The sequence below is a fragment of the Curtobacterium pusillum genome, from assembly GCF_007680845.1.
Taxonomy (GTDB): Bacteria; Actinomycetota; Actinomycetes; order Actinomycetales; family Microbacteriaceae; genus Curtobacterium; species Curtobacterium pusillum_B.
On record NZ_VEIY01000002.1, the window covers coordinates 393,682 to 419,633 of the forward strand.

27 protein-coding genes are annotated in these 25,952 nt (G+C 72.0%); 11 read left to right on the forward strand and 16 right to left on the reverse strand.

Translation table 11 applies throughout. The annotated features are described in order from the left end of the window. Nucleotides 1–2: 2 nt before the first annotated feature. A complete protein-coding gene (locus FS825_RS06275; RefSeq protein ID WP_144711604.1) occupies nucleotides 3–1,280 on the reverse strand; it encodes an ABC transporter permease in 1,278 nt (425 codons plus the stop codon). Continuing rightward, nucleotides 1,277–2,023 carry an ABC transporter ATP-binding protein gene (locus FS825_RS06280; protein WP_144711605.1) on the reverse strand — a complete coding sequence of 249 codons (747 nt, stop codon included), beginning with the start codon at nucleotides 2,021–2,023 and terminating at the stop codon, nucleotides 1,277–1,279. Before FS825_RS06280 ends, FS825_RS06275 begins: the two co-directional genes overlap by 4 nt. Before the next feature lie 80 nt (nucleotides 2,024–2,103). On the opposite strand from FS825_RS06280, the gene FS825_RS06285 reads away from it, so the two are divergent. Then, on the forward strand, nucleotides 2,104–2,736 hold the full coding sequence (locus tag FS825_RS06285; protein WP_144711606.1) for a TetR/AcrR family transcriptional regulator: 633 nt from the start codon (nucleotides 2,104–2,106) through the stop codon (nucleotides 2,734–2,736). Nucleotides 2,737–2,740: 4 nt separating this feature from the next. Here the strand turns inward: FS825_RS06285 and FS825_RS06290 are convergent, their stop codons facing one another. The 8 genes from FS825_RS06290 to FS825_RS06325 all read right to left on the reverse strand — a co-directional run bounded on the left by FS825_RS06290 (nucleotide 2,741) and on the right by FS825_RS06325 (nucleotide 9,699). After that, nucleotides 2,741–3,784 carry a glycine betaine ABC transporter substrate-binding protein gene (locus tag FS825_RS06290; RefSeq protein ID WP_144711607.1) on the reverse strand — a complete coding sequence of 348 codons (1,044 nt, stop codon included), beginning with the start codon at nucleotides 3,782–3,784 and terminating at the stop codon, nucleotides 2,741–2,743. Next, nucleotides 3,781–4,542, reverse strand: coding sequence for an ABC transporter permease (locus FS825_RS06295; RefSeq protein ID WP_144711608.1), 762 nt, complete (start codon nucleotides 4,540–4,542; stop codon nucleotides 3,781–3,783). The genes FS825_RS06290 and FS825_RS06295 overlap by 4 nt, the downstream gene beginning before the upstream one ends. Then, complete coding sequence (locus FS825_RS06300; protein ID WP_144711609.1) at nucleotides 4,539–5,816, reverse strand: ABC transporter ATP-binding protein; 1,278 nt, start codon at nucleotides 5,814–5,816, stop codon at nucleotides 4,539–4,541. Before FS825_RS06300 ends, FS825_RS06295 begins: the two co-directional genes overlap by 4 nt. Beyond that, nucleotides 5,803–6,450 (reverse strand): ABC transporter permease, encoded by a 648-nt coding sequence (locus FS825_RS06305; RefSeq protein WP_144711610.1) that lies wholly within the window; start codon nucleotides 6,448–6,450, stop codon nucleotides 5,803–5,805. The genes FS825_RS06300 and FS825_RS06305 overlap by 14 nt, the downstream gene beginning before the upstream one ends. A 206-nt stretch (nucleotides 6,451–6,656) precedes the next feature. Further along, a complete protein-coding gene (locus FS825_RS06310; protein WP_144711611.1) occupies nucleotides 6,657–7,352 on the reverse strand; it encodes a DinB family protein in 696 nt (231 codons plus the stop codon). Further along, a complete protein-coding gene (locus FS825_RS06315) occupies nucleotides 7,349–7,960 on the reverse strand; it encodes a DUF6197 family protein (RefSeq protein WP_144711612.1) in 612 nt (203 codons plus the stop codon). Before FS825_RS06315 ends, FS825_RS06310 begins: the two co-directional genes overlap by 4 nt. A 60-nt stretch (nucleotides 7,961–8,020) precedes the next feature. After that, the gene (locus FS825_RS06320; RefSeq protein ID WP_144711613.1) at nucleotides 8,021–8,899 is read right to left on the reverse strand and encodes an aminoglycoside phosphotransferase family protein; all 879 of its coding nucleotides are present in this window, start codon (nucleotides 8,897–8,899) and stop codon (nucleotides 8,021–8,023) included. A 137-nt stretch (nucleotides 8,900–9,036) separates the two neighbouring features. Beyond that, nucleotides 9,037–9,699 carry a ScbR family autoregulator-binding transcription factor gene (locus tag FS825_RS06325; RefSeq protein WP_144711614.1) on the reverse strand — a complete coding sequence of 221 codons (663 nt, stop codon included), beginning with the start codon at nucleotides 9,697–9,699 and terminating at the stop codon, nucleotides 9,037–9,039. A gap of 87 nt (nucleotides 9,700–9,786) precedes the next feature. On the opposite strand from FS825_RS06325, the gene FS825_RS06330 reads away from it, so the two are divergent. Beyond that, nucleotides 9,787–10,212 carry a hypothetical protein gene (locus FS825_RS06330; RefSeq protein WP_144711615.1) on the forward strand — a complete coding sequence of 142 codons (426 nt, stop codon included), beginning with the start codon at nucleotides 9,787–9,789 and terminating at the stop codon, nucleotides 10,210–10,212. A gap of 9 nt (nucleotides 10,213–10,221) precedes the next feature. Here FS825_RS06330 and FS825_RS06335 read toward each other — a convergent pair whose 3' ends face one another. The 3 genes from FS825_RS06335 to FS825_RS06345 form a co-directional block, all read right to left on the reverse strand. Then, complete coding sequence (locus tag FS825_RS06335) at nucleotides 10,222–11,352, reverse strand: PP2C family protein-serine/threonine phosphatase (protein ID WP_144711616.1); 1,131 nt, start codon at nucleotides 11,350–11,352, stop codon at nucleotides 10,222–10,224. Then, a complete protein-coding gene (locus FS825_RS06340) occupies nucleotides 11,349–12,125 on the reverse strand; it encodes a ThuA domain-containing protein (protein WP_186377099.1) in 777 nt (258 codons plus the stop codon). The genes FS825_RS06335 and FS825_RS06340 overlap by 4 nt, the downstream gene beginning before the upstream one ends. Before the next feature lie 230 nt (nucleotides 12,126–12,355). Continuing rightward, nucleotides 12,356–14,566: an NADP-dependent isocitrate dehydrogenase gene (locus FS825_RS06345; protein ID WP_144711617.1), complete on the reverse strand. Its 2,211-nt coding sequence runs from the start codon at nucleotides 14,564–14,566 to the stop codon at nucleotides 12,356–12,358. 194 nt (nucleotides 14,567–14,760) lie between these two features. On the opposite strand from FS825_RS06345, the gene FS825_RS06350 reads away from it, so the two are divergent. Both FS825_RS06350 and FS825_RS06355 read left to right on the forward strand, forming a co-directional pair. Then, nucleotides 14,761–15,126 (forward strand): hypothetical protein, encoded by a 366-nt coding sequence (locus FS825_RS06350; protein ID WP_144711618.1) that lies wholly within the window; start codon nucleotides 14,761–14,763, stop codon nucleotides 15,124–15,126. Between the two features lie 27 nt (nucleotides 15,127–15,153). Further along, on the forward strand, nucleotides 15,154–16,848 hold the full coding sequence (locus FS825_RS06355) for a cation:proton antiporter (protein WP_144711619.1): 1,695 nt from the start codon (nucleotides 15,154–15,156) through the stop codon (nucleotides 16,846–16,848). A gap of 56 nt (nucleotides 16,849–16,904) precedes the next feature. Here FS825_RS06355 and FS825_RS06360 read toward each other — a convergent pair whose 3' ends face one another. Then, nucleotides 16,905–17,399, reverse strand: coding sequence for a hypothetical protein (locus FS825_RS06360; RefSeq protein WP_144711620.1), 495 nt, complete (start codon nucleotides 17,397–17,399; stop codon nucleotides 16,905–16,907). A gap of 138 nt (nucleotides 17,400–17,537) precedes the next feature. Here FS825_RS06360 and FS825_RS06365 point away from each other — a divergent pair, with 138 nt between their 5' ends. The 3 genes from FS825_RS06365 (at nucleotide 17,538) to FS825_RS06375 (ending at nucleotide 20,980) form a co-directional block, all read left to right on the forward strand. Then, entirely contained in the window at nucleotides 17,538–18,479 is a 942-nt protein-coding gene (locus FS825_RS06365; RefSeq protein WP_144711621.1) for a M23 family metallopeptidase, read from the forward strand. A gap of 83 nt (nucleotides 18,480–18,562) precedes the next feature. Continuing rightward, nucleotides 18,563–19,837, forward strand: a complete 1,275-nt coding sequence (locus tag FS825_RS06370; RefSeq protein ID WP_144711622.1) for a hemolysin family protein — start codon at nucleotides 18,563–18,565, stop codon at nucleotides 19,835–19,837. A 237-nt stretch (nucleotides 19,838–20,074) separates the two neighbouring features. Continuing rightward, complete coding sequence (locus FS825_RS06375; protein WP_144711623.1) at nucleotides 20,075–20,980, forward strand: helix-turn-helix transcriptional regulator; 906 nt, start codon at nucleotides 20,075–20,077, stop codon at nucleotides 20,978–20,980. Between the two features lie 13 nt (nucleotides 20,981–20,993). Here the strand turns inward: FS825_RS06375 and FS825_RS06380 are convergent, their stop codons facing one another. After that, nucleotides 20,994–21,212, reverse strand: a complete 219-nt coding sequence (locus FS825_RS06380) for a hypothetical protein (RefSeq protein ID WP_144711624.1) — start codon at nucleotides 21,210–21,212, stop codon at nucleotides 20,994–20,996. Between the two features lie 36 nt (nucleotides 21,213–21,248). On the opposite strand from FS825_RS06380, the gene FS825_RS06385 reads away from it, so the two are divergent. Beyond that, complete coding sequence (locus FS825_RS06385) at nucleotides 21,249–21,977, forward strand: class I SAM-dependent methyltransferase (protein WP_144711625.1); 729 nt, start codon at nucleotides 21,249–21,251, stop codon at nucleotides 21,975–21,977. 166 nt (nucleotides 21,978–22,143) lie between these two features. Beyond that, nucleotides 22,144–22,626 carry an FBP domain-containing protein gene (locus FS825_RS06390; protein WP_144711626.1) on the forward strand — a complete coding sequence of 161 codons (483 nt, stop codon included), beginning with the start codon at nucleotides 22,144–22,146 and terminating at the stop codon, nucleotides 22,624–22,626. Between the two features lie 75 nt (nucleotides 22,627–22,701). On the opposite strand, the gene FS825_RS06395 is transcribed toward FS825_RS06390, so the two are convergent. Continuing rightward, nucleotides 22,702–23,688 (reverse strand): aldo/keto reductase, encoded by a 987-nt coding sequence (locus FS825_RS06395; protein ID WP_144711627.1) that lies wholly within the window; start codon nucleotides 23,686–23,688, stop codon nucleotides 22,702–22,704. Nucleotides 23,689–23,819: 131 nt separating this feature from the next. Between FS825_RS06395 and FS825_RS06400 the strand changes: the two genes are divergently transcribed. Both FS825_RS06400 and FS825_RS06405 read left to right on the forward strand, forming a co-directional pair. Beyond that, the gene (locus FS825_RS06400) at nucleotides 23,820–24,359 is read left to right on the forward strand and encodes an acyl-CoA thioesterase (RefSeq protein WP_144711628.1); all 540 of its coding nucleotides are present in this window, start codon (nucleotides 23,820–23,822) and stop codon (nucleotides 24,357–24,359) included. A gap of 9 nt (nucleotides 24,360–24,368) precedes the next feature. Continuing rightward, nucleotides 24,369–25,931, forward strand: a complete 1,563-nt coding sequence (locus tag FS825_RS06405) for an FAD-binding oxidoreductase (protein ID WP_144711629.1) — start codon at nucleotides 24,369–24,371, stop codon at nucleotides 25,929–25,931. Nucleotides 25,932–25,952 lie beyond the last annotated feature (21 nt).

The window sequence follows — 25,952 nt, forward strand, 5'->3', positions numbered from 1 at the left end:
GCTCACTCGTACCGGAGCGCTTCGATGGGGTTCTGCCGTGCCGCCCGTCGCGCGGGCAGCGTGCCCGCGAGGAAGGCGATGAACATCACGACGAGGATGATCGTGATGACCGAGGACGGCGCGAACTGCAGGATCTGCAGGCCCGGCAGGTCCTTGAGCACGGAGCCGGCGAGCACGTTCGAGATCCCCGTGCCGAGCAGGATCGCCACCCCGGCACCGATCGCGCTGCCGAGGAACCCGATGAAGACGGCCTCGAGCGAGAACAGCGTGTAGACCTTCCCGCCGCTCATGCCCATCGCCTTCATCAGACCGATCTCGCGGGTCCGCTCCTGCACGCTCATGAGCAGGGTGTTGATGATCCCGAACCCGGCCGCGACGAGGGCGATGACCGCGAACGCGTTGAGCACACCGACGATGCCGTTGATGACCGTCTGGAACTGCCCGAGCTGGTCCTGGATCGTCTGCCCGGTGTAGCCGTCCTTCGACAGCGCGCTCTTGACCGACGAGGCCGACGCGCCGCTGTCGAGCGTGGCGGTGGCGCTGGCGTACGAGGTGGCGATCGACGACGGCTTCCCGGTCTCCTGCGCCGCCTGCATAGCGTCGGTCAGTGCGGCGTTCGCGCCGGCTCCGCCGCCGAACAGCGACTCGTTCTGCACGCCGGCGACGGTGGCGGTGAGGGTGTGCTCCTTGCCCTGGTAGTCGTCGACGGCGATCGTGAGCTGCTTGCCCACCGCCTTGGCGGCCGTGCCGAGCCCGAGGTTCTTCAGGTAGTTCGTCGGGAGCAGCACCTGGTTGCCGGCGGACGACGCGTCGTCGAGCTGCTTGCCGGCGGCCAGGTCGGCGTCGAGCTCGCCGGCGTTCGCGGCGATGTCGACGACGTACTTGCCCTGGCCGTCGTACTCGACCCACTTCGTGCTGAGCGCGACGGCGGGCCGGACGCTGCCGATGCCCGAGACGCCCTTGATCGAGTCGATGTCGGACTGCGACAGGTACGCGAACGAGGCGGGCCCACGGTCGACGCTCTGGCTCGACTCGTCGGGGTCGTACTTCGCCGGGCCGGTGTCGGTGGAGCTCTCGACGGCCTTCGTGATGGTGAGCGACCCGGTGTCGCCGATGGAGGCGACCTGGGCGTCGATGTAGTTGCCGACGCCCGTGCCGATGGCCGAGGTCAGCGTGATCGTGAACGCGCCGATGAAGATCGCGATGACCGTGAGCGTCGTGCGGAGCTTCGACCGGAAGGTGTTCGCGACCGCGGTGCGGAGCAGGTCGAGGAAGTTCATGCGGAGTGCCTTCCGTGCGATGCCCGGCCATCGACGACGCCGTCGACGGCACCGCCGTCCCCGCCCCCGGCGACGATGAGCCCGTCGCGGACGTTGACCCGTCGGTCGCAGCGCTCGGCGAGTTCCTCGTCGTGGGTGACCACCACGAGGGTGATGCCGCGCTCCCGCTGCAGGCCGAAGAGCATGTCCTCGACCACCTGCCCGGTGTTGGTGTCGAGGTTGCCGGTCGGCTCGTCGGCGAAGATCACGCTCGGCTCGCCGACGAGCGCCCGTGCGATGACGACCCGCTGCTTCTGCCCGCCGGACAGGTCGTTCGCGTCGTTCTTGGCCTTGTCGGCGAGCCCGAGGGCGTCGAGCGCCGCCATGCCCCGCCGCTTCCGCTCGGCCCCGGTCACGCCGGCGATCTTCAGCGGCAGCACGACGTTGTCGAGCACCGAGGTCTTCGGCGTCAGGAAGAACTGCTGGAAGACGAACCCGAAGGTGCTGTTCCGCGTGCGGTTCACCTGCCGGGCGCTCAGGGTCGCCGCGTCGGTGCCGTCGAGCAGGATCTGCCCCGCCGACGGCTTGTCGAGCAGGGCGAGCAGGTGCATGAGCGTCGACTTGCCGGAACCGGACTTGCCGACGATGGCGAGGCTCTCGCCCTGGTCGACCCGCAGCGACACCCCCTTGAGCGCATCGAACCGCGTGGCGCCGCGGCCGTAGGTCCTCGCGAGGTCACGCGCCTCGAGCACGGGAGTGGTCATGCGCCAACCGTACTGTCCACTGCACGACTGCAAGTTTGCATTTCCTGTAAGGCCTGTGACGTTCGGGTTACAGTCGGCGCATGCACGACACCGCGCCCGCCGCCGAGATGGGTCTCCGCGACCGCAAGCGCATCGAGACCCGCCACCGGATCGCCGAGGCCGCTCGCTCGCTGGCCCTCGAGCAGGACATCGACCACACCACGATCGAGCAGATCGCCGCTCGGGCCGAGGTGTCCCCGCGGACGTTCTTCAACTACTTCGAGAGCAAGGAGGACGCGGTCCTCGGGCACACCGAACTCGACCTGCGGCCGGAGACCCTCGACGCGCACCTCGAGACGGTGGCGGGGGAGCCGGCGGCGCAGGCGGTCGTGGACCTCGCGTTCCTCGTGTTCGGTTCGTCCTTCGGCGACGAGCGTGAGCGTCTCGCCCGCAAGGAGGTGATCGTCCGCTTCCCCCAGCTCATGCGCCGGCAGGTGTCCCGGATGACGACCGTGGCCGAGGCGATGACCGGTGCCGTGCGCACGATCCTCGAGCGCGACCCCGCCTGGGGGCCGGACGCCGCGACGCCCCAGGCGGCCGAGATGCTGCTCGGGATGTGCATGACCGGTCTGCGGAGCTCCGCTCGGCACGAGGGGTCGGACCCGGAAGAGGTCCGCGCCCGGGTGGTCGGGACGATCCGCGACACCGCGTCCCGGATCGCAGCCCAGGGGTGAGCCGTCAGGGCTTCGTGATGAAGCCCTCCTGCACCATCCAGTCGAAGGCGACGTCGGCCGGCTCCCGTCCCTCGACGTCGACCTGCCGGTTGAGCTCCTGCAGCACCGAGTCGGTGAGCTTCGGCGAGATCCGGTCGTAGATGTCGGCGAGCTGCGGGTACTCCTCCAGCGTCGCCGAGTTCAGCACCGGCGCGACGTTGTACGCCGGGAAGAAGCCCTTGTCGTCCTCGAGCACGGTCAGGCCGAGCGACTTGATGCGGCCGTCGGTCGTGAAGACCTCGCCGAAGTTGCACTTGCCCTTGTCGGTCGCCGTGTAGACGGTTCCGGTGTCGAGGATGCTGACGTTGCTGCTCGGGATGCCGTTCGGCCCGGAACCGCCGAGCTCGAGGCCGTACTTCTCCAGCATCGGCTTGAACCCGTCGGCCCGCGAGTTGAACTCGGACTCCACGCAGAACGTGCGTTCGGCGGCAGGGAGCTTCGCGACGTCGGAGAGCGTCTTGACGTTGCCGAGCTTCGCCACCGCTTCGTTGCGCACCGCGAACGCGTAGGTGTTGTTCATCGGCGCGGGCTCGAGCCAGGTCAGGCCGTTGCGGGCGTCCTCCTTCTTCACCGCTTCCCACTGCTCGGTCTTGTCGGGGATGCCCTCGGCGTGGCCCATGTAGGTGAGCCACGCGGTGCCGGTGTACTCGTAGGTCATGTCGGCGTCGTGCGTGGTCATGAGCTGGCGGGCGGGGACGCTGCCCGGCACGTTGGTCTCGTCGGTGACGTCGAACCCTGCGGCCGTCGCCGCGAGGACCGCGATCTTGCCGAGCACGAGCTGCTCGGTGAAGTTCTTCGACGTGACGGTGATGTGCGCGCCGTCCGGCAGGTCGTCGATCTTGCCGATGGAGCCGGGCCCGGTGGCCGGGACGAAGGAGGTCGCGGGTTGCAGTCCGCAGCCGGTCAGGAGGACAGCGGCTGCCCCTGCGACGGCTCCGGCGGTCAGGATGCGTCGTCGGGTGGTCGGACGGGAGGCGCGGCGTGCGTCGCGCGGGTCGGCGTGTGTCATCGGAGTCCCTTCGGTCGTGCGACCGTCTCGACCACGCGGCCGATCCAGTCGATGGACAGGGCGAGGAGCGCCACCAGGAGCGCTCCGGACACGAGCACCTTCGGCAGGAAGAGGTTCACCCCGGTGGTGATGAGCAGCCCGAGCCCGCCCGCGCCGATGAAGGTCGCGAGGGTGGCCGTGCCGACGAGCAGCACGAGGGCGGTCCGGATGCCGGACAGCATGACGGGGACGGCGAGCGGCAGTTCGACCTTCACGAGCACGCTGAACGCGCTCATGCCCATGCCCCGCCCGGCCTCGACCAGTCGGGAGTCGACGCTCTGCACACCGATCATGGTGTTCCGGAGCACCGGCAGGATCGCGTAGAGCACGAGGGCGACGACCGCCGACCACGAGTTCAGGCCGAACCACGCCCCGAGCAGCACGATGAGGCCGACCGCCGGTGCCGCCTGCCCGAAGTTCGCGACCGCGAGCACGTACGTGCTCGCTCGCCGGAGCGGGCCGCGGGTGAGCAGGATGCCGAGCGGGATGCCGATGACGAGCACGAGGACCGTCGCCTCGAGCGTGAGCACGAGGTGCTGGCCCGTGAGCGTGAGGATGTCCGCGGGGTTGAGCGTCGTGCGCTCGGTCGGGGTCAGGTCCGCCGTCGCGAGCCAGACCGCGAACCCCGCGAGGACCACGAGGATGGCGATCGGCTGGACGAGGAGGCCCTTCCACGAGGTGCGGTCGCCTGTGGCCGGCCCCGCGGCGACGGCGCTCACAGCTCCTCCCCGGAGGCCGCCGGCGCTGGTGCGACCGGCGCGGACGGCAGCGTCTCGATCGGGTTCGTGTTCGTCCCGACCGGGGTGTACTCCTGGTCGCTCGCCGCGGCGGCCCGGGAACGCGTGATCGCTTCCATCACCGTCTCGACCGTGATGACGCCCCGGAAGGCGTCCCGGCGCCCGGTGACGAGCGCAGCGCCGGCGCTCGAGACGAGCATGGTGTCGAGGGCGTCGTTCAGCGTCGCCGCCTCGCCCACCACGGGCAGGTCCGGTTCGACGCCGTCGGGGATGCGCGTGAGCCGCTCGAGCTGCCGCTTGCTCGGCCAGCCGATCGGCCGCTGGCGGTGGTCGACGACGACGGCGTGCTGGTGTCCGCCGGCCTCGTTCATCCGCTGCAGCACGGCCTTCGTCTCCTCACCCGGCGAGCAGGTGACGGCGGAGACCACCTCGACGTCGCGCACCCGGTTCAGCGTGAGCTGCTTCAGCCCCGCGCCTGACCCGATGAAGTTCTCGACGAACTCGTTGGCCGGCTCGGCGAGGATCCGCTCCGGGGTGTCGTACTGCACGATGTGCGCGCCCTCGGTGAAGATGACGATCCAGTCACCGAGCTTCACGGCCTCGTCGAAGTCGTGGCTGACGATGACGATCGTCTTGTGCAGTTCCTCCTGGATGCGGAGGAGCTCGTCCTGCAGCCGCTGTCGCGTGATCGGGTCGACGGCACCGAACGGCTCGTCCATGAGCAGGACGGGCGGGTCCGCGGCGAGCGCCCGGGCCACGCCGACGCGCTGCTGCTGGCCGCCGGAGAGTTCGCGGGGGAAGCGGTCCCGGTAGGTGTCGGGGTCGAGCGAGACGAGGTCGAGCAGCTCGTCGACCCGGGCTGCGATCTTGTCCTTCGACCAGCCGAGCATCTTCGGGACGATCGCGATGTTCGCGGCGACCGTCATGTGCGGGAAGAGCCCGCCGGCCTGGATCACGTAGCCCATGCGGCGTCGGAGCTCGTCCGCGTCGATGCCGGTGACGTCGTCGTCCCCGACCACGATCCGCCCCTCGGTGGGCTCGATGAGCCGGTTGATCATCTTCAGGGTCGTCGTCTTGCCGCAGCCGGAGGGGCCGACGAGCACGACGATCTTGCCGGCCGGGATCTCGAGCGTGATGCCGTCGACGGCGGGCTTCGTCTGGCCGGGGTACCGCTTGGTGACCTCGTCGAGCAGGATGCTGCGGCCGGTGACGTGCCCGTCGGGGGCGGTGGTGGTGGCGGAGTCAGTGCTGGACACGGATACCTCTCGAGATGGTCAGTCGGCCGAGGCCGAGGAGGAGCAGGTCGAGGACGAGGGCGAGCAGGATGACCCCGACCACCCCGACCGTGACGGAGAAGAGGGCGTTGGCGCCGCCGAGGCGGGAGAGCCCGGAGAAGATGAAGCCGCCGAGACCGGGGCCGAGCGCGTAGGCGGCGATCGCGGCGATGCCCATCACCATCTGGGCGGAGACGCGCACGCCGCTGAGGATGATCGGCCACGCCATCGGCAGCTCGACCTGCAGCAGGGTCCGGAACCGGCTCATGCCGATGCCCCGCGCCGACTCGACCACGGTGGGCGGGATCTCGGCGAGGCCGACGACGGCGTTCCGGAGGATCGGCAGCGTGGCGAAGAAGACCACCGTGACGACCGACGGCACGACGCCGAACCCGAGCGGGACGATGAGGAGGCCGATGACGGCGAAGGACGGCAGGGTGAGGCCGATGGCGGACACCCCGTTCGCGACCGAGGTGAGGCGCTGGCTGCGGTAGACGAGTGTGGCGAGGACCACGGCGATCACCGCGGCGAGCACGGTGCACTGGACGACCAGTGAGAAGTGCTGCCACGACGCGAACCAGATCTGGTCCCACCGCTCCCCGATGTACTGGAACACGTGGAGGCGCTCCTTCCCGGTCGGCCGAAGTGCCCACGGACCGGGGCACAATCGGCTTCGAACCTACGCAGGTTGCGCCGTGCCCCAGGACGAGAACGGACGTTCACCGCGGGCGCGCGGGACCGCAGCACGCCGGGAACCCCCGGTCAGCGCCGGTGTTCGTGGTCGCCCCTGGGAGAACGGTAACGATGCCGGACGACCGTCGGCTATCGCGCGAGGCCTCGGAGCCCGGACCGCTCGGCGATGTCCACGAGCATCTCGCGCCACTCCACCCACTCGTCGGCCGACTTCTCGGCGAGGTTGCCATCCCCGTCACCGGCGAGCCCGTCGAGCATCTCGCGCACGATGTCCGCGTGTCCGGCGTGCCGAGCGGTCTCGTGGGCCATGTGCACGAGGATCCGGTGCAGCGTGACCTCCTGGTGCCCCTCCGGCCACCACGGGACGACCCCGCGGGCGTCGAGGTCGAGCGCCTCGATCGTGGCGTCGGCGTGCGCAGCGCTGCGGTGGTGGAACGCGACGACGTCGTCCAGGGTCTCGTCGAGCGTCGCGTACATGTCGTCGCCTTCCTCGGACTCGAGCCAGGCGGGCGGATCCGGCAGCGGACGGCCGAAGACCTCGCCGAAGTAGCCGACCTGCACGGTGGCGACGTGCTTCACCAGCCCCAGCACGTTCGTGCCGGTGGGCGTGACCGGCCACCGGGCCTGTCGCTCCGCCAGCCCGTCGAGCTTCGCGAGGAGCGCGGCACGGTGCTTCTGCAGGTACCGGTGCAGCGTCTGCTTGTCCAGCGCCACGTCGGCCGCGGGCGTCGACCCCTCGTCGGACAGCAGCGCGTTGCCGCTCGAGGTGATCGACCCCCTGGCCGGTGCTGGGTGGACTTCGGGGACCGGGGCGACGTCGCTCATGCCCTCGATCGTGCCACCGCTCGCTCGCGGACGCGCTCCGCCTCGTGCACGGCGACGCGTTCGGCCGTGAGCAGGAGCCCCGCGACCTCGGCCGAGTTCCGCGACGGGGCGTCGTTCCAGCTCGTGAGGTCACGGACGCGTCCCATCCGGACGTCCGGCGCGGGGCACCAGAGGACCGGCTGGCCCTCGTCCACGGCGAGGGCGTGCCACACGAGGTCCAGGGCGTGCTGGACCTGCTGGGAGTGCACGGCGTGCGGGCCGCCGGCGGCGGAGACGACCGACCCGACGAGGCACGCGGCCACCAGGGGCCGACCCTGCACGTCCATCGCCGCGGCACTGGAGGCCTTCCGCATCCGGCCGTGCTCGTCGATGTAGGCGAACCACGCGTGCTGGATCCACCCCCGCTCGATCACGGTGCGCGCACCGGAGAGGAGGCGCTCGAGGTCACCGAGCTCCTGCAGCCGGGCGTCGAGGCGCCGGGCGTGCGCGGCGCTGCGACGCGCGCTCATCCGGTCGAGGAGCCCGCGGATGCCGGTGCGGGTCGGGGCGGACGGGACGGGAGAGGCGTCGGTGGCGACGTCGTGCTGGACGCGGAACTCGAGGGTCATGACGGCCCCTCCGATCTTCACGTGCACGGATTGGTGCGGTCACGATAGCCCCGCCCGGACTCAGTCGTCCAGCACTTCTCCGATGGCCCTGCGCGCCGCGGCCCGGAACGCGCGGTCGCCGGACAGCGACAGGGTGGACGCGATCGAGACGGCCCAGGCCCGCGCGCGGAGCCAGGTGTCGTCGTCGGCCGTCACGTGCGCGCGGAAGACGCGCCGCGCCTCCCGGTCGAACAGCAACCACGCGGCCGCGAGGTCGACGGCCGGGTCCCCCGCCGTGACGTCGCCGAAGTCGACGACCGCCGACAGGCGGTCCGGCCCGTCGACGGTCGACTCGACGAGCACGTTGAACGGGTGCAGGTCGCCGTGCACCCAGACGGGAGGCGCGGTGTGCGCGGGCAGTGCCGCCGCGGTCCGCCAGAGCGCGGCGAGTTCACCGGCCCGGGGCACGTCCTCCGTCGCGAGTCGCGTCAGCACGGCGTCGCTCCGCGTCGCGAGCGGCACGGCACGGACCGGGTTCGCGGGAGCGTCCTCCGGAGCGGGCACGTGCAGGAGTCCCAGGAAGGCCGCGAGCGCCCCGGCGACGGACACCCCGGCGGGTGTCTCGCCGACCGGGGACCCCGGCAGCCACCGGACCACGCTCCACGCCCAGGGGTACCCGAGCGCCGGGCGGCCGGTCCGGACCGGCAAGGGGACCGGCGCCACCGGAGCGACCCGTCGGGCGATCTCCGGCAACCAGCGCTGCTCGTGCTCGACGAGCACCGCGGCCGCGGCGCGACGGGGGAGCCGCACCGCGAAGCAGTCGCCGAGTCGGACGATCACGTTGTCCCAGCCGTTGGCCACGACGGCGAGCGGGAGGTCCGCGAGGTCCGGGTGCTGGTCGAGGAGGAGTGCCCGGACGAGCGGCACGTCGACGTCGACCTCGGCGGCTGGGGTGTCCATCGCGACAGGCTACCGAGGGCCCGGGTACCCGTGAACGGGGGCGAGTGCGGAAACCGACCGCTGGGTATCCTCATGGGGATCGGTGACGTGGGTGTCCGTGGGGGGACCCGCGTCGCTCGGGTTGCCGCGCCCCGGGCTCAGACCTCGGTCGGCAGGGGCGCGATGATCCCGACGAGCCGCGGGATCTCCGGGCGGGTCCGCTCGGTGACGATCGCGGCGAGGAGCAGCGTCCAGAGCTCGCGCAGCCGTTCGTACAGGTCGGCGCGGTCCGCGAGGACGTCCGAGACCGTCTGGACGCCGGTGTACGCGGGGATCACCACGCGCCCGACGAGCGCCGGGTCCCACACGGGGTCGACCTCTCCCGCCTCGACGCCCTGCCCCATGAGCTCGGCCACCAGCTGCATCCAGTCGGTGTACGGGTCCTTCCGGTCCACCTCGGCGGCCGCGGTGTCGGTGGACAGCCGGATGCCGGCACTGACCACGACCTCGTGCACCATCTGCGTCGCCAGGCCCTGCGACAGCCACATCACCACTTCGAGCGGGGTCCGGCCACGGGCGAACGCCGCCTCGCCGTACTGCCGGGACACCTCGTGCTGCCGGGCGACGACCGCGCCGGCGAGGTCCGCCTTGGACGAGAAGTGGAAGTAGAGCGCGCCCTTGGTCAGCCCGGCGCGCTCGGCGACCGCGTCCATCGAGGTGCCGAGGTAGCCGTGCTCGTCGAACTCGTGTGCCGCGGCGTCGATGATCGCAGCCCGTGTGGCGACCGCTCGCTGCTGCCGCGTGCCACCGTCCTGCGCCATGATCCTGCAATCGTACCGACCCGGTTGCCGGTCGGCATCCGGGCGGTACCGGGGTTCTCCCCGGGAGGCTGTCGTACGGTTCCCGGCATGGACGGATGGCGGAACCCGGCACGGTGGGCCCGGACGGGACGGTGGCTGCTGCTGCCGATCGCCGTGCTCGACTGGGTCGCCCTCACGCCGCAGACGATCGTCGTGCTCGCGTTCGCGATCGCCGTCGTCGGACTCGCCGGCATCGCGGCCGCACTCGTCGTCCGCATGCTCCGGCGCTCCCGCGGGGCGATGGCGGGCCTCGGGGTGGTGCTGCTGCTCGGCGGGCTCGTGGTGTTCGGCCTCGACCCGTTCCCCGGGTCCTTCCCGCTCATCGACGCGTGGTGGCCGGAGTCGATCACGCAGCCGCAGGTCGTCGGCAGCGCCTACTGGCAGCTCGCTGGCCTCGGGATCGAGCTCGCCGGCTTCGGGATGCTCGCGACCCTGCTCGTCGTCTCGCTGACGTCGAAGCCCGCCCAGCGCTGACCGGTCCGCTCAGTCGCGGGTGAGCACGACCAGCGACCCGCCGGTCGCCACCGCACGGACGCGTTCGACCAGCTCGGCGCCGTCCGCCGAGGCCCGGGTCAGCCCGAGCAGGTCGTCCAACGCGCCGACCCCCGCGAGCACCCCGTCGGTGCACAGCACGATCCGGTCACCGGACGCGAGGTCGAGGAAGCCCGGGGTCCGTGGGATCGCCGCCGGCTGCAGCCCGATCGGGAGGTCCTGCGACCGCAGCGACTCCGTGGTGCCGTCCGCGCGCACGAGCACCGCGAGGCCGTGCCCGGCGTCCCCGTACGCGACGTGCCCCGACGCGGGGTCGAGCCGCAGGTGGAACAGCGAGCCGACCGTGTCCGCAGCCGACAGGTCGGCGGCGACCTGCGCCTCCAGGCCGACCATCGCGTCCTCCATCGGGACGTCCGTCCGTGCGATGACCGCCGCGCGGACCGCTGCGGCGAGGAGCGCCGAGGCGCGACCCGCGGCGGGGACGGAACCGACCGTCACGTGGAGCTGCCCGTCGGCGGCGAGCCGCCAGTCCGCCACGTCGCCGGAGTCGTCGCGCGGCAGCGTCAGGACCTGGAGCGTGTGCCCGGGGACCGTCACCGGTGCGGGGACCAGGCCGTCGACGACCCGTCGGACGCGGTCCTGTTCGATCGAGTGCCCGAGCTCGCGCTCCGCCCAGCGCGCGAGGTCGCCGAGCAGGTCGAGGTCCTCCGCGGACAGGGTCCGCGGAGCCGCGTCCATGATGCAGAGCGTCCCCACCCGGGTGCCGTCGAGCATCGACAACGGGGCGCCCGCGTAGAACCGGACGCCCTGCTCCGTCACGGCTGCGAGGTGCGCGAACCGCGGGTCGAGGCTGGCGTCCGGGACCACCATCGGCTCGTCGGACATCACGGTGGTCGAGCAGAAGACCTGTTCGGCCGGCGCGCTCCCGCCCTGCTGCCAGCCCTGGGTCGACTGGGCGGTCACGACGCCGCCGTGGACGAGGTTGAGGAACGTGAGCGGGACCCCGAAGGCCTCCTGCGTCATCCGGGTGATGCGGTCGAAGCGCTCCTCGGGCCCGCTGCCGAGGACGCCGAGCGCCTCGACGACGGCGGTCCGGTGTGCTGCGGTGTCGAGCTGTGTCACCCGTCCTGTCTACCCGCACCGGGCCGCAGGAACCAGTCCCGAGGGTGCTGGTCGGCGGTCAGCTCGCGTCGTCCGGACACGGGAGCCGCCCATGCCGCCGCGTTCGAGAGGACCCGCTGGACGTCCGGGTGGTGGTAGACGGGGTACTCCTGGTCGCCCGGCGAGAAGTAGAAGACCCGGCCGAGCCCGCGCCGGTACGCGACGCCGGAGCGGAAGACCTCGCCGCCGGCGAAGGTGGACAGGAAGACCTCCTCGTCAGGGCGGGGGATGTCGAAGTACTCGCCGTACATCTCCTGGCGCTCGATGACGATCGGGTGCGGGACCCCGGCGGCGATCGGGTGCTCGGGGGCCACCGTCCAGACGAGTTCGCGCTCGCCGTCGTTGCGCCACTTCAGCGAGCAGGTCGTGCCCATCAGGCGCTTGAACGGCTTGGAGTAGTGCCCGGAGTGCAGGACCACGAGGCCCATCCCGGCGTGCACGGCGTCGACCACGCGGTCGACGACCTCGTCGGCGACCTCGTCGTGGGCGGCGTGCCCCCACCAGAACAGGACGTCCGTGGCGGCGAGGCGCTCGGCGGTGAGGCCGTGCTCCGGTTCCTGGAGGGTGGCCGTGCTCACGGTGGCGTCGGGGTGGTGTGCGCGGAGCGCTCCGGCGATCACGGTGTGCATGCCGTCGGGGTAGTGCTCGATGACCGTCGCGTCACCGCGGCTCTCGTGCACGTTCTCGTTCCAGACGACGATGTTCAGGGGACGGGATTCGGTCGGCGTCGACATGTCCACGACGCTACCCGCAGCCGGGGCGCGGGCGCGCCCGCGGCGCGCCCGCGGCCCGCCCGCCGCTGAGCGGGCGAAAAACGGCCCGCTCGGCGCCGCCGGCCGTCGGGTTCTGCCCGCTCGGCGAACGTGAGCGGCGTGTTCTGCCCGCCCGGGGCAGCCGGAACCACACGACGGACGGGAGGCGCGGTGCCAGCCGGTACCGCGCCTCCCGTCCGCCACCGGCGCGACTACAGGGCCGCGAGCACCCCGTTCAGCGTCGCCGACGGACGCATCACGGCGCTCGTCTTGGCGTCGTCCGGACGGTAGTACCCGCCGATGTCGGCCGGGTGCCCCTGGACGCCGTTCAGCTCGGCGACGATGGTGTCCTCGTGCTCGCCGAGCGTCCGCGCGACGTCCGCGAACGCCGCCGCCAGCTCGGTGTCGGTCGTCTGCGCGGCGAGTTCCTCAGCCCAGTACTTCGCGAGGTAGAAGTGGCTGCCCCGGTTGTCGATCGTGCCGATCTTGCGCCCAGGCGAACGGTTGTCGTCGAGGAACGTGCCGGTCGCCCGGTCCAGCGTCTCGCCGAGGACCTTCGCCCGCTCGTTGCCGGTCACGCCCGCGAGGTGCTCGAGGCTGACCGCGAGCGCCAGGAACTCACCGAGGCTGTCCCAGCGCAGGTAGTTCTGCTCGACGAGCTGCTGCACGTGCTTCGGCGCCGAACCGCCTGCGCCGGTCTCGAACAGGCCGCCACCGCCGAGCAGCGGGACGACGGACAGCATCTTCGCCGAGGTGCCGAGCTCCATGATCGGGAACAGGTCGGTGAGGTAGTCGCGGAGCACGTTGCCCGTGACGGCGATGGTGTCCTCGCCGCGGCGGATGCGCTCGAGCGAGAAGCGCATGGCGTCCTCGGGGGAGAGGATCTCGATCTGCAGGCCCTCGGTGTCGTGGTCGCCGAGGTACGTGCGGACGAGCCCGATGAGGTTCGCGTCGTGCGCACGGGTCTCGTCGAGCCAGAACACGGCGGGCGTCTCGGAGGCGCGGGCACGGGTGACCGCGAGCTTCACCCAGTCGCGGATCGCGACGTCCTTCGTCTGGCAGGCGCGCCAGATGTCCCCGGCCTCGACCTCGTGCTCGATGACGGTCTCGCCGCCGCTCGTGACGACACGGACGCGGCCGTCCGCCGGGACCTCGAAGGTCTTGTCGTGGGAGCCGTACTCCTCGGCCTTCTGCGCCATCAGGCCGACGTTCGGCACCGAGCCCATCGTCGCCGGGTCGAACGCGCCGTTGGCCCGGCAGTCCTCGATGACGACCTGGTAGATGCCGGCGTAGCTCGAGTCCGGGATGACCGCGAGGGTGTCGTGCTCGTCGCCGTCCGGACCCCACATGTGGCCGGAGGTGCGGATCATCGCGGGCATCGACGCGTCGACGATGACGTCGCTCGGGACGTGCAGGTTGGTGATGCCCTTGTCCGAGTCGACCATCGCCAGCTCGGGGCCGGCGTCGATGCCCTGCTCGAACGCGGCACGGATCTCGGCGCCGTTCGGCAGCGCGTCGAGGCCGGCGAGGACGGAGCCGAGGCCGTCGTTCGGGTTGAGGCCCGCGGCGACGAGGTCGGCGCCGAAGCGCTCGAACACCGACGGGAAGAACGCGCGGATGACGTGCCCGAAGATGATCGGGTCGGAGACCTTCATCATCGTGGCCTTGAGGTGCACCGAGAACAGGACGCCCTGCTCCTTGGCAGCGGCGATCTGGTCCGTCAGGAACGCCTCGAGCGCGCGGACGTGGAGCACGGTGCCGTCGATGATCTCGCCCTCGAGGACCGGGATCGACTGCTTGAGCACGGTGGTCGCGCCGTCGGCCCCGACGAACTCGATCGTCAGGGTGTCGTCCGCGGGGGCGATCCAGGACTGCTCGTTCGAGCGGAAGTCGTCCTTGCCCATCGTGACGACGTTCGTCTTCGAGTCGGACGACCACGCGCCCATGCGGTGCGGGTGCTTGCGGGCGTAGTTCTTCACCGAGAGCGGTGCCCGGCGGTCCGAGTTGCCTTCGCGCAGGACCGGGTTGACCGCGCTGCCCTTGGTGCGGTCGTAGCGGGCGCGGGCGTCGCGCTCGTCGTCGGTCTTCGGCTCGTCGGGGTAGTCCGGCAGGTCGTAGCCCTGCGACTGGAGTTCCTTGATCGCGGCCTTGAGCTGGGGGATCGACGCCGAGATGTTCGGCAGCTTGATGATGTTCGCCTCGGGCGTCTTCGCCAGGTCGCCGAGCTCGGCGAGGGCGTCGTCCAGGCGCTGCTCGGCAGTGAGCCGCTCCGGGAACTGGGCGATGATCCGGCCGGAGAGCGAGATGTCGCGGGTCTCGACGTCGACGCCGGCGGTGCCGGCGAACGCCTGGATGACCGGGAGGAAGGAGTGGGTGGCGAGGAACGGGGCCTCGTCGGTGAGGGTGTAGATGATCTTGGCCATGCTGGCGGGTACTCCCTTGTTCATGCCGTCGGTACGTCCACGCTACTCGCGCAGCGGGATGTCTCGACATCAAGATACATGGTGCCGCTGACATCGAGCAGACGCTCGGCTGACGTCCTGGAGGCGCACTGTCGACACATAGACACGTCGCGTGCACTGGTCTTCCGCAGCACACACGACCAGGGAGCGCGATCATGACGACGTCACGTCGGACACCGGAGGACTTCGGGTGGTCCGCAGAGGACCTCCGTTCCGCCTACGCCGTGGACGGCAGCGGCCCCTACCGGTACGCACCGGACGGCTCCGGGCCCTTCTCGTACGACGACGACGGCTCCGGGCCGTGGCTCGTCGGACCCACACCCCGGCGGGGCATCGCCCGGTTCGCGCCGCGGGAGCGCGGGTCGTCCTCGCGGTTGCGGCGGATCGGGACCGCCGTGACCGCGGGGACGCTCGCACTCGTCCTCGCGGTGGGGAGCGTCGCGGTCGTCGCGCACACCGCTCCTCCACACCGGGCGGTCGACGCCTCCGCCGTCCACAGTCCGGTGCCGGACGGGGACTGACGCCCCGATCGGTGCCACGCTGGGCGCGTGACCGAATTCCTCGTCGTCGGCGTCATCGCCGTGATCGCCATCGCCGGAGCCGCCGTGCTCGGGCCGCGGATCGGCGTCGCGGCACCCCTCGTGCTCGTGACGGTCGGGATCGTCGCGAGCCTGCTGCCGTTCGTCCCGGACGCCTCGATCGACCCGGAGTGGATCCTCGCCGGGGTCCTGCCACCGCTGCTGTACTCGTCGGCCGTGTCCATGCCGTCGATGAACTTCCGGCGTGAGTTCGGTGCCATCAGCGGCCTGTCGGTCCTGCTCGTGATCGCATCGAGCCTCGTCCTCGGGCTGTTCTTCGCCTGGGTGATCCCCGGGCTCGGGTTCTGGTGGGGCATCGCGCTCGGCGCCATCGTCAGTCCGACGGACGCCGTCGCCACCTCGATCGTGAAGGAGACCTCGGTGTCCCGCCGGGCGATCTCGATCCTCGACGGCGAATCGCTCCTCAACGACGCCACCGCGCTCGTCCTCCTCCGCACCGCGATCGCCGCCGCCGCCGCGTCGTTCTCGTTCTGGGGCGCGCTCGGCGACTTCGCCAGGGCCGTCGCGATCGCCGTGGTCATCGGCTGGTTCGTCGGCTGGTTGAACGTCTGGGTCCGCTCGCGGGTGCCGAACGCCGCCGTGAACACCGCGCTGTCGTTCGCCGTGCCTTTCGCAGCCGCGGTCCCGACCGAGCTGGCGCACGGCTCCGGGCTCGTCGCAGCAGTGGTGGCCGGGCTGTTCACCGGGATCGTCGGGCCCCGGAAGCTCCCGCCGGGGCACCGACTGTCGGACGCGCAGAACTGGCAGACCATCGAGCTCGTGCTCGAGGGCGCGGTGTTCCTCACGATGGGGTACCAGCTCAAGAGCATCCTCGGTGCCGTGCGGGACGACCACATCGGCATCGGGCCGGCCTTCCTCATCGCGGTCGGCGCCCTCGTGCTCACGATCGTCGTCCGCGCGGCGTACGTCGTGCCGCTCTTGCTCGCCCTCTCGGCCAGCGCCAGGCGCGGCGGCCGCATGCGCGATCGGTTCACCGAGATGCAGGCCGGCGACCGCGACGCCATGAGCGACGTCATCCGGGAACACCGACCCGGCAACCGTGCGCCGTCCGAGCGGGAACTCGACCGCTTCGCCACCCGGGTCCGGCGCACACTGGCCGACATCGCGTACTACACGAAGGCGCCGCTCGGCTGGCGCGAGGGCACGGCGGTGGTCTGGGCCGGGATGCGCGGAGCCGTGACGGTGGCGGCCGCGCAGACCCTGACGGAGCAGGACACACCGCAGCGGTCGCTCCTGGTGTTCATCGCCTTCGCGGTCGCCCTGCTGTCGCTCGTGGTCCAGGGCGGCACGATCGGTCCGCTGCTCCGCCGGATCGCGGTACCGGCCACGGACACCGCGGCGAAGGACACCGAGGAGCGCCAGCGACTCCTCCAGTTGATGCGGACCGCCGCCGACCAGGTTCCCGGGACCGGCGAGGAGCCGCCCCGCACGAGAGCGGACCTGGAGGCCGCTGACCCGGCCGAGCTCCGGGCTTGGATGGGGCGCGAGAAGGCCCGACGGCTGGCTGTGCTCGACGCCCAGCGCACGGCCGTCCTCGACGCCCGCGACGACGGGTCGTTCGACGCCGAGGTGCTCGAGTCGATGCTGCAGAACCTCGACGCCGAGCAGATCGCCCTCGAACTCCGGGGGGCGCCCGCACGGTGAACCCGGAGAACCCGGAGAACCCCGAGAACCCCGAGAACCCCGAGCGCGATCGTCCGCTACTCGCCGATGCGGACCCGGAAGACCCGGACCCCGGCGGTCTGCAGCCCCGCGAGACCGAGGCGCATCCGGAACGACCGGAACGGTCGCTGGAACCCGGACGGCGCCGACGCCGCCCCGATCTGGTGGAGCACCTCGGACGTGAGGGTCCGCTCGAGCTTGGGCGCCAGCCGGGTCAGCCCCGACACCGTCACGACGATCTGCACGGCGTGCGGCGCGAGCAGCGGCGCGATGTGGTCCGCCGTCTCGTGCGCACGGTGGAACGCGGGGTCGTCGCCCGGCCGTCGGATCGCGATCACCGCGAGTTCCGCGTGCCCGGCCTCCTCGGGGTCCGGCAGGTCGTCGACCCCCACGACCCGCATGCGCGCGGCGTCGACCCCGGCCCGGACGGCTGCCGCACGGAGCACCGGCAGGAGGTCCTGGGTCCCGGCGAGCACGACCTCGGCCGACCGCAGGTCGACGGGTTCGTGCCGCTCTCGCGGCGTTCGGGCCATGTGGAGGGTCCTTTCCGCTCGCTCACCGGGGACACTACCGATCCCTGACGGTGCGGGTCCGGAGCGGGCACTTGGTAACGAGAAGATCACGAAAGGACCTGTACAAAGCGACAGAGTCGTGCAGAATGGTGGGCGGCCATGACGACTGCAGACGAACACGACCAGCACCCGGCGACCCCGGTGGTGCACCTGTCCCGACGCGCCGCCCTCGAGGCCGAGCGTGCCGCCGCCCAGACGAAGCCCGCGCGCGCTGGCCGTCAGGCCGCAGCCGCTCGCGCCACGACCGAGCACGTCGACCGCCGCATCCAGCACGTCGACCAACGCATCCAGCACGTCGTCCGCCGCCCCGCTCCCACCGCGGGCCGTCCGGTGCGCGCACCCCGCGCCTCCCGACCGTCCCGCACAGCCCGCGCCAGCCGCATCACCCTGACGAGCGCCCTCGCCGCCCTCGCGATGTTCGCCGCCTCCGCGATGCCGGCCCACGCGAGCGTCGGCACGTCGATCGCGACCGCGACCCTCGCTCCCGCCGTCCGGACGCAGGACTACGCCGTGACCCAGGCGATCGCGGCGAGCGCCCTCGACCGCGACGGCTTCACGGTCGGCGGCGGAACGGCCGGTACGCCCGGCACCGCGGTGTCCTACGGCGGCGAGGTCCGTTCGCCGTTCCCCGGGCCGGTCCGGATGAGCTCGGGCTTCGGCTACCGCTCGGCCCCGTGCGGGGCGTGCTCGTCGCTGCACCAGGGGCTCGACTTCAACCCCGGGATGGGGGCGCCCATCGGTGCCGTCGCCGCGGGGACCGTCCGGGTCTCGGGCACCTACTTCTCGTACGGCACCGCGGTGGTGATCGACCACGTCATCGACGGGCGCAAGGTCTCCACGCTGTACGGGCACATGATCCCCGGCTCCTCGCCGCTCCAGGCCGGCGACACCGTCGAGGCCGGGGAGTTCATCGGCAAGGTCGGGTCCTCCGGCGTCTCGACCGGGGCACACCTGCACCTCGAGGTCCTCATGGACGGCGTCACCCCGATCGACCCCGAGGCCTGGCTCGAAGCCCGCATCGGGCGTTCGCTCACCGCCTGATCAGCTTCCCTGTGCAGAGTCACAGGCATGGACGACTGTCACAGACCGCCCGCCCGTCGCCGATCTGACCCGGCCGCCCGCTGATGGGCGCCGACACCTGGATCGCCTTCGGGCTCGTGGTCCTCTTCGTGCTCGTCGGCGGCGTCTTCGCGGCTGCCGAGATCGCCCTCGTCTCCCTCCGCGAGTCGCAGCTGCAACAGCTCGAGCGCCGCGGGTCCCGGGGCCAGCGGGTCGCCGAGCTCGGGCGTGACCCGAACCGGTTCCTGTCCGCGGTGCAGATCGGCGTGACGGTCGCCGGGTTCTTCTCCGCCGCGTACGGGGCGTCGTCGATCGCGCCGGACGTCGCGCCGCTGTTCACCGGCCTCGGGCTCGAGCAGGGTCCGGCCGAGGCGGTGGCCCTCGTGCTGATGACCCTCGTCATCGCGTACCTGTCGCTCGTCCTCGGCGAACTCGTGCCGAAGCGGCTCGCGCTGCAGCGCGCGGAGGGCTTCGCGATGGCGGTCGCCCCGACGCTCGACCGCTTCGCGACGCTGATGCGCCCGGTCATCTGGCTGCTGTCGAGGTCCACCGACACCGTCGTACGGCTGCTCGGTGGCGACCCGGACGCCCGCGGCGAGTCGATGAGCACCGAGGAGCTCCGTGGCCTCGTGGACGAGCACACCGGCGTCGACGCGCAAGGACGCCGGATCGCCCGGAGCGCGCTGGACGCCGGCGACCGGATCCTGCGCGAGTCGATGCGCCCCTGGTACGACGTGTCGACGATCGACGCTGCACTGCCGATCGCCGAGGCCACCGACCACGCGATCGACGCCGGGCACAGCCGCTACATCGTGACCTCCGGCGGTCGGGACGACGTCGTCGGGTTCGTGCACCTCCGCGACCTGCTCCGCCCGACGGACCCGGCCGCACCGGTGTCGTCGCTCGTCCGCCCGGTGCTCGCGCTGCCCGAGACGAAGTCGCTGTCCGGCGCCATCGCGGACATGCGCACCGGCGGGCACCAGATCGCCCTGGTCGTCGACGAGTACGGCGGGAGCGCGGGCATGGTGACGCTCGAGGCGCTGCTCGAGGACCTCGTCGGACGCATCCGCGACGAGTGGGACGCAGCCGCGTCCGGCGAGCCGGACGCCGAGCACGACGGCGTGGACGGGGCGACCGTCCTCGAGGACCTCGTCGCCGAGGGTGGCCCGGCCCTGCCCGACGGCGACTACGAGACCGTCGGCGGCCTGGTCCAGGTGGCGTTGGACCGGGTGCCCGTGGTCGGGGACGTCGTCGACGTCGACGGACACCGGCTCGAGGTGACCGCCATGGACGGTCACCGGGTCGCGCGCGTGCGCATCACCGCCGACGCGACCGCGTAGCCCGCCCGCGCCCGCCCGCGCACCCTCGCGAAAGCGACAGGTTGCCGCGAACAGTTCGCGGGGATCTGTCGCTCTGGCGGCACGAACGGCGAGGGCGCGCGAGAAGTGTCGCTTCGGCGGACCGGCGCGCACCCGGGCACCCGGGCACCCGGGCACCCGCGGCACCCGCGGCACCCGCGGCACCCGGGTACGGACAGTGCCTCTCGGGCTCCCGGCTGCGCGTCGTACGCTCGACACATGGGTATCGACGTGCGCAACGAGATCCGCGACTTCCTGTCCTCCAGGCGAGCCCGGCTCACCCCCGAGCAGGTCGGCATGCCCTCGTTCGGCGGCGGGGTGCGGCGCGTGCCCGGGCTCCGTCGACACGAGGTCGCCATGCTCGCCGGGGTGAGCGTCGACTACTACACGCGGCTCGAGCGGGGCTCCCTCAAGGGCGTCTCGGACAGCGTGCTCGAGGGGCTCGCCGGCGCCCTCCAGCTCGACGAGGACGAGCGGGTCCACCTGTGGGACCTCGCTCGCCTGGCGAACTCCGGCGTGAAGGTGATGCACCGCAACGTCCCGACCCGGGTCCGTCCCGGCGTGCAACGACTCCTCGACGCGATCACCGGTGCCCCGGCGTGGGTGCGGAACGAGCGCGGCGACGTCGTCGCGACGAACGAGCTCGGCCGGGCCATGTACGCGCCGATGTTCGCCGGTCCGGGGCGTCCGGTGAACACCGCCCGCTTCACGTTCCTCGACCCGGCGGCGAAGGAGTTCTTCCCGGACTGGGCGCAGACGGCCAGGGACGCGGTGGCGATCCTCCGCGCGGCAGCGGTGTCGAACCCGTGCGAGCCCGGTCTCGTGACGCTCGTCGGCGAGCTCTCGACCCGGAGCGAGGAGTTCCGGGCCTGGTGGGCAGCACACGACGTGCGGGTGCACCGCACCGGCAAGAAGCGGATCATGCACCCGATCGTGGGCGAGCTCCGGCTCGACTACGAGGCGCTCGAACTCGTCGGCGACCCGGGCCTGGTGATGTTCTCGTACTCGGCGGAGCCGGGCAGCGAGTCCGAGCGGTCCCTGACCCTGCTCGGCTCGTGGGCGGCCACCGAGCGGGCCGAGGAGCTCGCCGCGATCCGCCAGTCCGAGGCCGAGCCGGTCGACTGACGGAGCGGTCGCGTCAGGCGGTCGGACTGTCGCCCGGTCGGTCGACAGGGCCGTCGAACGGGGCGGGGTGCCGCATCTGCTCGATGCGCAGCTCGCGCTCCTTCGCGGACAGCCGGAGCACGCGGATCGCGGCGAAGACGAGCACGATGAGTGCGACGGTCAGCACCGCGAGGGCAACGAAGACCGCGAGGTACACGATGATGACCCAGCCGAAGCCACTGTCCATGAGCATCCCCCGACACTACTGGGGCGTCCGGAGGGTGGGGGCGTGACGACGACGGAGGGCCCGGCCGACGCGGACCTGCGCCGCCACCGCCGCCCCGAGCCCGCCTTCGCCCGGGCGATCGCGGCGGCACTGGGCGACGCACGCACGGTCCTGGAGGTGGGCCACGGATCGACGAGGTACGAGCCGGTCGGCCGCGAGGTCACCGCCATCGACGCTCCGGCGGGCGATGCGCTTCGGGCGCGCCTGCCGTACGAGGACGACGCCTTCGACGCCGCCGTCACGGCGTTCACCCTCGACCAGTGGGACGACCTCGACAGCGGCCTGGCCGAGGTGCGCCGGGTCACGTCGGGTCCGATCGCCCTGCTGACCTTCGACCCCGACCGCATCGAGGACCACTGGCTCACCGAGGTCGCCCCCGAGGCGATGGCGGCCGAGGCTCGACGCTGGCCGTCGCTGACGCGGATCGCCGACGCGCTCGGCCACGACACCGTGACGAGCACGACCCTGCCGATCCCCTTCACCTGCGTCGACGGCTTCGCCGAGGCGTACTACGCCCGCCCGGAACGGTTGCTGGACGCGGCGGCCCGACGTGCGACCGGCGTGTGGGACTCCGTCGACGAGATCACGGCAAGGCGGTCCGTCGCCGCACTCCGGACCGCCCTCGAGTCGGGCGACTGGGACCGTGCCCACGGCGCACTCCGGGTCCGCCCGACGTACGACGGCTCGGTCGTCCTCGTCGTCGCGACGCCGCGGCTTGACACGCCCACGTAGGGTGGAGGGGTGAGCTTCCAGGAGGTGGTCGGCGCCCGTATCGCCGACATCAGGGCGTGATGCCCCCGGTCGTGCCGTTCGGCGCGGCCGCCGTCATCGAACCCTGACCTCCGCCCGGTGCGGCGCGCGTCCGCGTGCCCCGGGTCCTGCCGAAAGCGACACCACCATGCTGCCCATCAGCGAGAAGACCATCCGCACGTCCTTCGTCAACGCCTCCCGCAAGGAGACCGGCGACCTCACGCTCCCCGCCGACTTCGAGACGCTCGACTGGGACGCGCTCGACTACCTCGGCTGGCGCGACCCGAAGATCGGTCGGCGCGCGTACGCCGTCGTCCCGACGCTCGAGGGCGACCTCGTCGGCATCCTGTTCCGGCAGGCCGAGGCGTCGTCGCGCTCCCGGGCGCAGTGCTCCTGGTGCCAGGACGTGAAGCTGCCGAACGACGTCGTGTTCTACAGCGCGAAGCGGTCGGGCAAGGCGGGGCGGAACGGGGACACGGTCGGCACGCTCGTCTGCCAGGACTTCCAGTGCTCACGGAACGTCCGGAAGCTGCCCCCGCTCGCGTACGAGGGGTACGACGTCGAGGCCGCCCGCCTCCGGCGGATCGAGGACCTGCAGCTCCGCGCGGCGTCGTTCGCGATGGAGGTCTAGTCCCAGCGCACCCGCAGACGGACTGGAGGCGCGGTGCCAGCCGGCACCGCGCCTCCAGTGGGTGGGTGGTCCCGTCTACCGACCGATGCTCGACATGTCGGGGTAGCGGTCCCCGGTCGGGACCGGGAGCGCCGACAGGCGCGACAGCTGCTCGGCGCTGAGGGTGAGGTCGGCTGCGCCGACGTTCTCCTCGAGCCGCGAGACCCGCTTCGTGCCGGGGATCGGGACGACGTCGTCGCCCTGCGCCAGCAGCCACGCGAGGGCCACCTGCGCCGGGGTGCCGCCGGCCTCGGTCGCGATGTCCTTGACGGCGTCGACGATGCGCATGTTCTCGGCGAAGGCTTCCTCTTGGAAGCGCGGGTTCGCGAGGCGGAAGTCGTCCGAGTCGAGGTCCGACGGCTTCGTGATCGCGCCCGTCAGGAACCCTCGGCCGAGCGGCGAGTACGGCACGAGGCCGATGCCGAGTTCGCGGAGGGTGTCGAGCACGTCACCCTCGGGGTCGCGCGTCCAGAGGGAGTACTCGCTCTGGAGTGCGGTGATCGGGTGGACGGCGTGGGCCTTCCGGATCGTCGCGGCGCTCGCCTCGGAGAGCCCGATGTGACGGATCTTGCCCTCGTCGACGAAGCCGGCGAGCTGGCCGATGACGTCCTCGATCGGGACCGCCGGGTCGACGCGGTGCTGGTAGTAGAGGTCGATGTGGTCGGTGCCGAGTCGGCGGAGCGAGCCCTCGAGCGCCTCCCGGACGGACTCCGGTGCCGAGCTGATCCCGCGCTCGGTCGAGGAGGTCTCCTCGCCGGCGGTGTGCGTGATGAGGCCGAACTTCGTCGCGATCACGACGTCGTCGCGCCGGTCGGCGAGGGCCCGGCGGAGCAGGTCCTCGTTCGTGTAGGGGCCGTACGCCTCGGCGGTGTCGAACAGGGTGACACCGAGGTCGATCGCACGGTGGATGGTGCGGATCGACTCGTCGTCGTCGGTGCCGGCGCCCGTGTAGAAGGCGCTCATGCCCATGGTGCCAAGGCCGACGGAACCGACCTCGAGGTCTGCGAGCTTGCGTGTCTGCATGCGTGCAGGTCTACTCCGCCTCCCTTCGTTGGAGGGAGGCACTGACCGGACCCGTCAGACGGGAATGCGACTTCGTGCGGTTCCTCCAAGGTTCCGCGCGGACGGCTGCACACCCTGGTGGGATCGGGTCCGTGAACCTGTACTTCCGGCTGTTCCTGCTCCAGTTGCGCGTCCGGCTCCGCCCGACGATCGGACGTCGACCCTCGCTCTGGGACGAGGTGCGCACGCCGTTCCGCGTGGCGCTGACCGACCTCGATCCCCTGCGGCACGTCAACAACGGCAAGTACCTGTCGATGCTCGACCTCGGCCGGCTCGACCTCATGCTGCGCTCCGGGTTCTGGGGCGCCCTCGCCGATCGCGGGTGGTACCCGGTCGTGTCCGCGCAGACGATCACCTACAAGCGGTCGCTGACGCTCGGGCAGCGGTTCGAGCTCGTCACGCGGGTGCTCGGGATTGACGAGCGCGCGGTCTACCTCGAGCAGACGTTCGTGCGCGGCGGGGCCGTGGTCGCCCGGGCCGTCGTGCAGGGACGGTTCCTCCGGAAGGCCGGCGGGACGGTCCCGCCGAGCGAGCTCCTCGAGGCGGCGGGCGGCACGGAGCGGGACCTCACGCTGCCGGAGTGGGTCCACGACTGGGCGGGTGCCACCCGGATCAGCAGCACCGCGGGGTAGACAGGTCCGGTGAGCGAACGAGAACCGGACCGGCGCACCCCCGTGACCACGCGGCGGGTGCTGCTCGCCGGGGGAGTCGGGCTCGGGATCGCGGGAGTCCTCGCCGCGTGCAGCCGTCCGACGCCGTCCCCGTCGCCGACCAGCACGACGACGCCCGACGCGACCCGGACCCCGACCGCCACCCCGACGCCCGGCGGCCCCGCGACGTGGTCGGCCCTCGCCGCCGCGGTCTCCGGCCGACTGCTCCGTTCCGGGTCGAACGGGTGGGACAGCGCCCGGCTCGTCGAGAACCCGCGGTACGACGACGCCGACCCGCAGGGGATCCTCCGCGCCGCGAGCGCCGCGGACATCCAGGCCGGGCTCGCCTTCGCCCGCAACACCAACACGCCCGTGGCGCTCCGCGCCGGTGGCCACTCGTACACGGGGTGGTCGGCGGGCGGTGCCGCCGGGACGGACGTCCCACGGTCGCTCGTGATCAGCACGCAGGACCTCGACGGCATCGACGTGCACGGCGACGGCACCGTGACGATCGGCCCCGGCGCGCAGCTCGGGGACGTCTACGCCGCGCTGGCGAAGGCCGGTCGTGCGATCGGCGCCGGCTCCTGCCCGACGGTCGGCATCGGCGGCCTGACGCTCGGCGGCGGGGTCGGCGTGCTCGTCCGGTCCTTCGGCCTGACGTGCGACCAGCTCACCGGGGCGACCCTCGTCACGCCGGACGGTGCCGTGCACGAGGTCTCGGCGTCCGCCGAACCGGACCTGTTCTGGGCATGCCGGGGCGGCGGGGGTGGGACGGTCGGCGTCGTGACGTCGCTGACGTACCGGACGCAAGCCGCGCCTCCCGTCCTGCTCTTCCAGATCAGCTTCCCCTGGTCGGCCGCCGCCGCCGTGGTGCGAGCGTGGCAGGACTGGGCGCCCAGCGCCGACCGGCAGCTCTGGTCGACGCTCAAGCTGCTCGGCGGCTCACGCCACGCCACCCCGACCGTCACCGTGACGGGCGTGTGGACCGGGGCGAAGACCGGCGCGGACGCCTCGGTCGACGGCTTCATCAGCGCCACCGGTGCGAAGCCGCTCGCCCATTCCGCCGAGGAGCTGACCTACGGCGCGGCGATGTCGCAGCTGGCCGGGAAGGCACAGCGTGTCTCGCAGGCGGCCACCTCGTCGATCGGCACCGCGAAGCTCACCGACGCGCAGATCGACACCCTCGTGCAGCACGCGGCCGCGGCCAGCGACGTCGCGGGCAACCGCGAGGGCGGGGTCGCACTCGACGCCCTCGGCGGTGTCGTGTCCGACGTCGGACGGACCGACACCGCGTTCCCGTGGCGCTCGGCGCTGATGACCGTGCAGTACACCGCGGTGTTCGCGGACGGAGCCGACCCCGCGCCGTTCGACGCGTACGTGCGGGCGTTCCGGAAGGCGATGCGGCCGGCGTGGGGCGACGGGGCGTACGCGAACTACTGCGACGCCGCGATCACCGACCCGACGGACTACTTCGACGTGAACACCTCGCGGCTGCACCGCATCGCCGAGCAGGCCGACCCGACGGGGGTGCTCGCGCAGCCGCACTGGGTGTGATCCCGCCCGAGACTCGGGCAC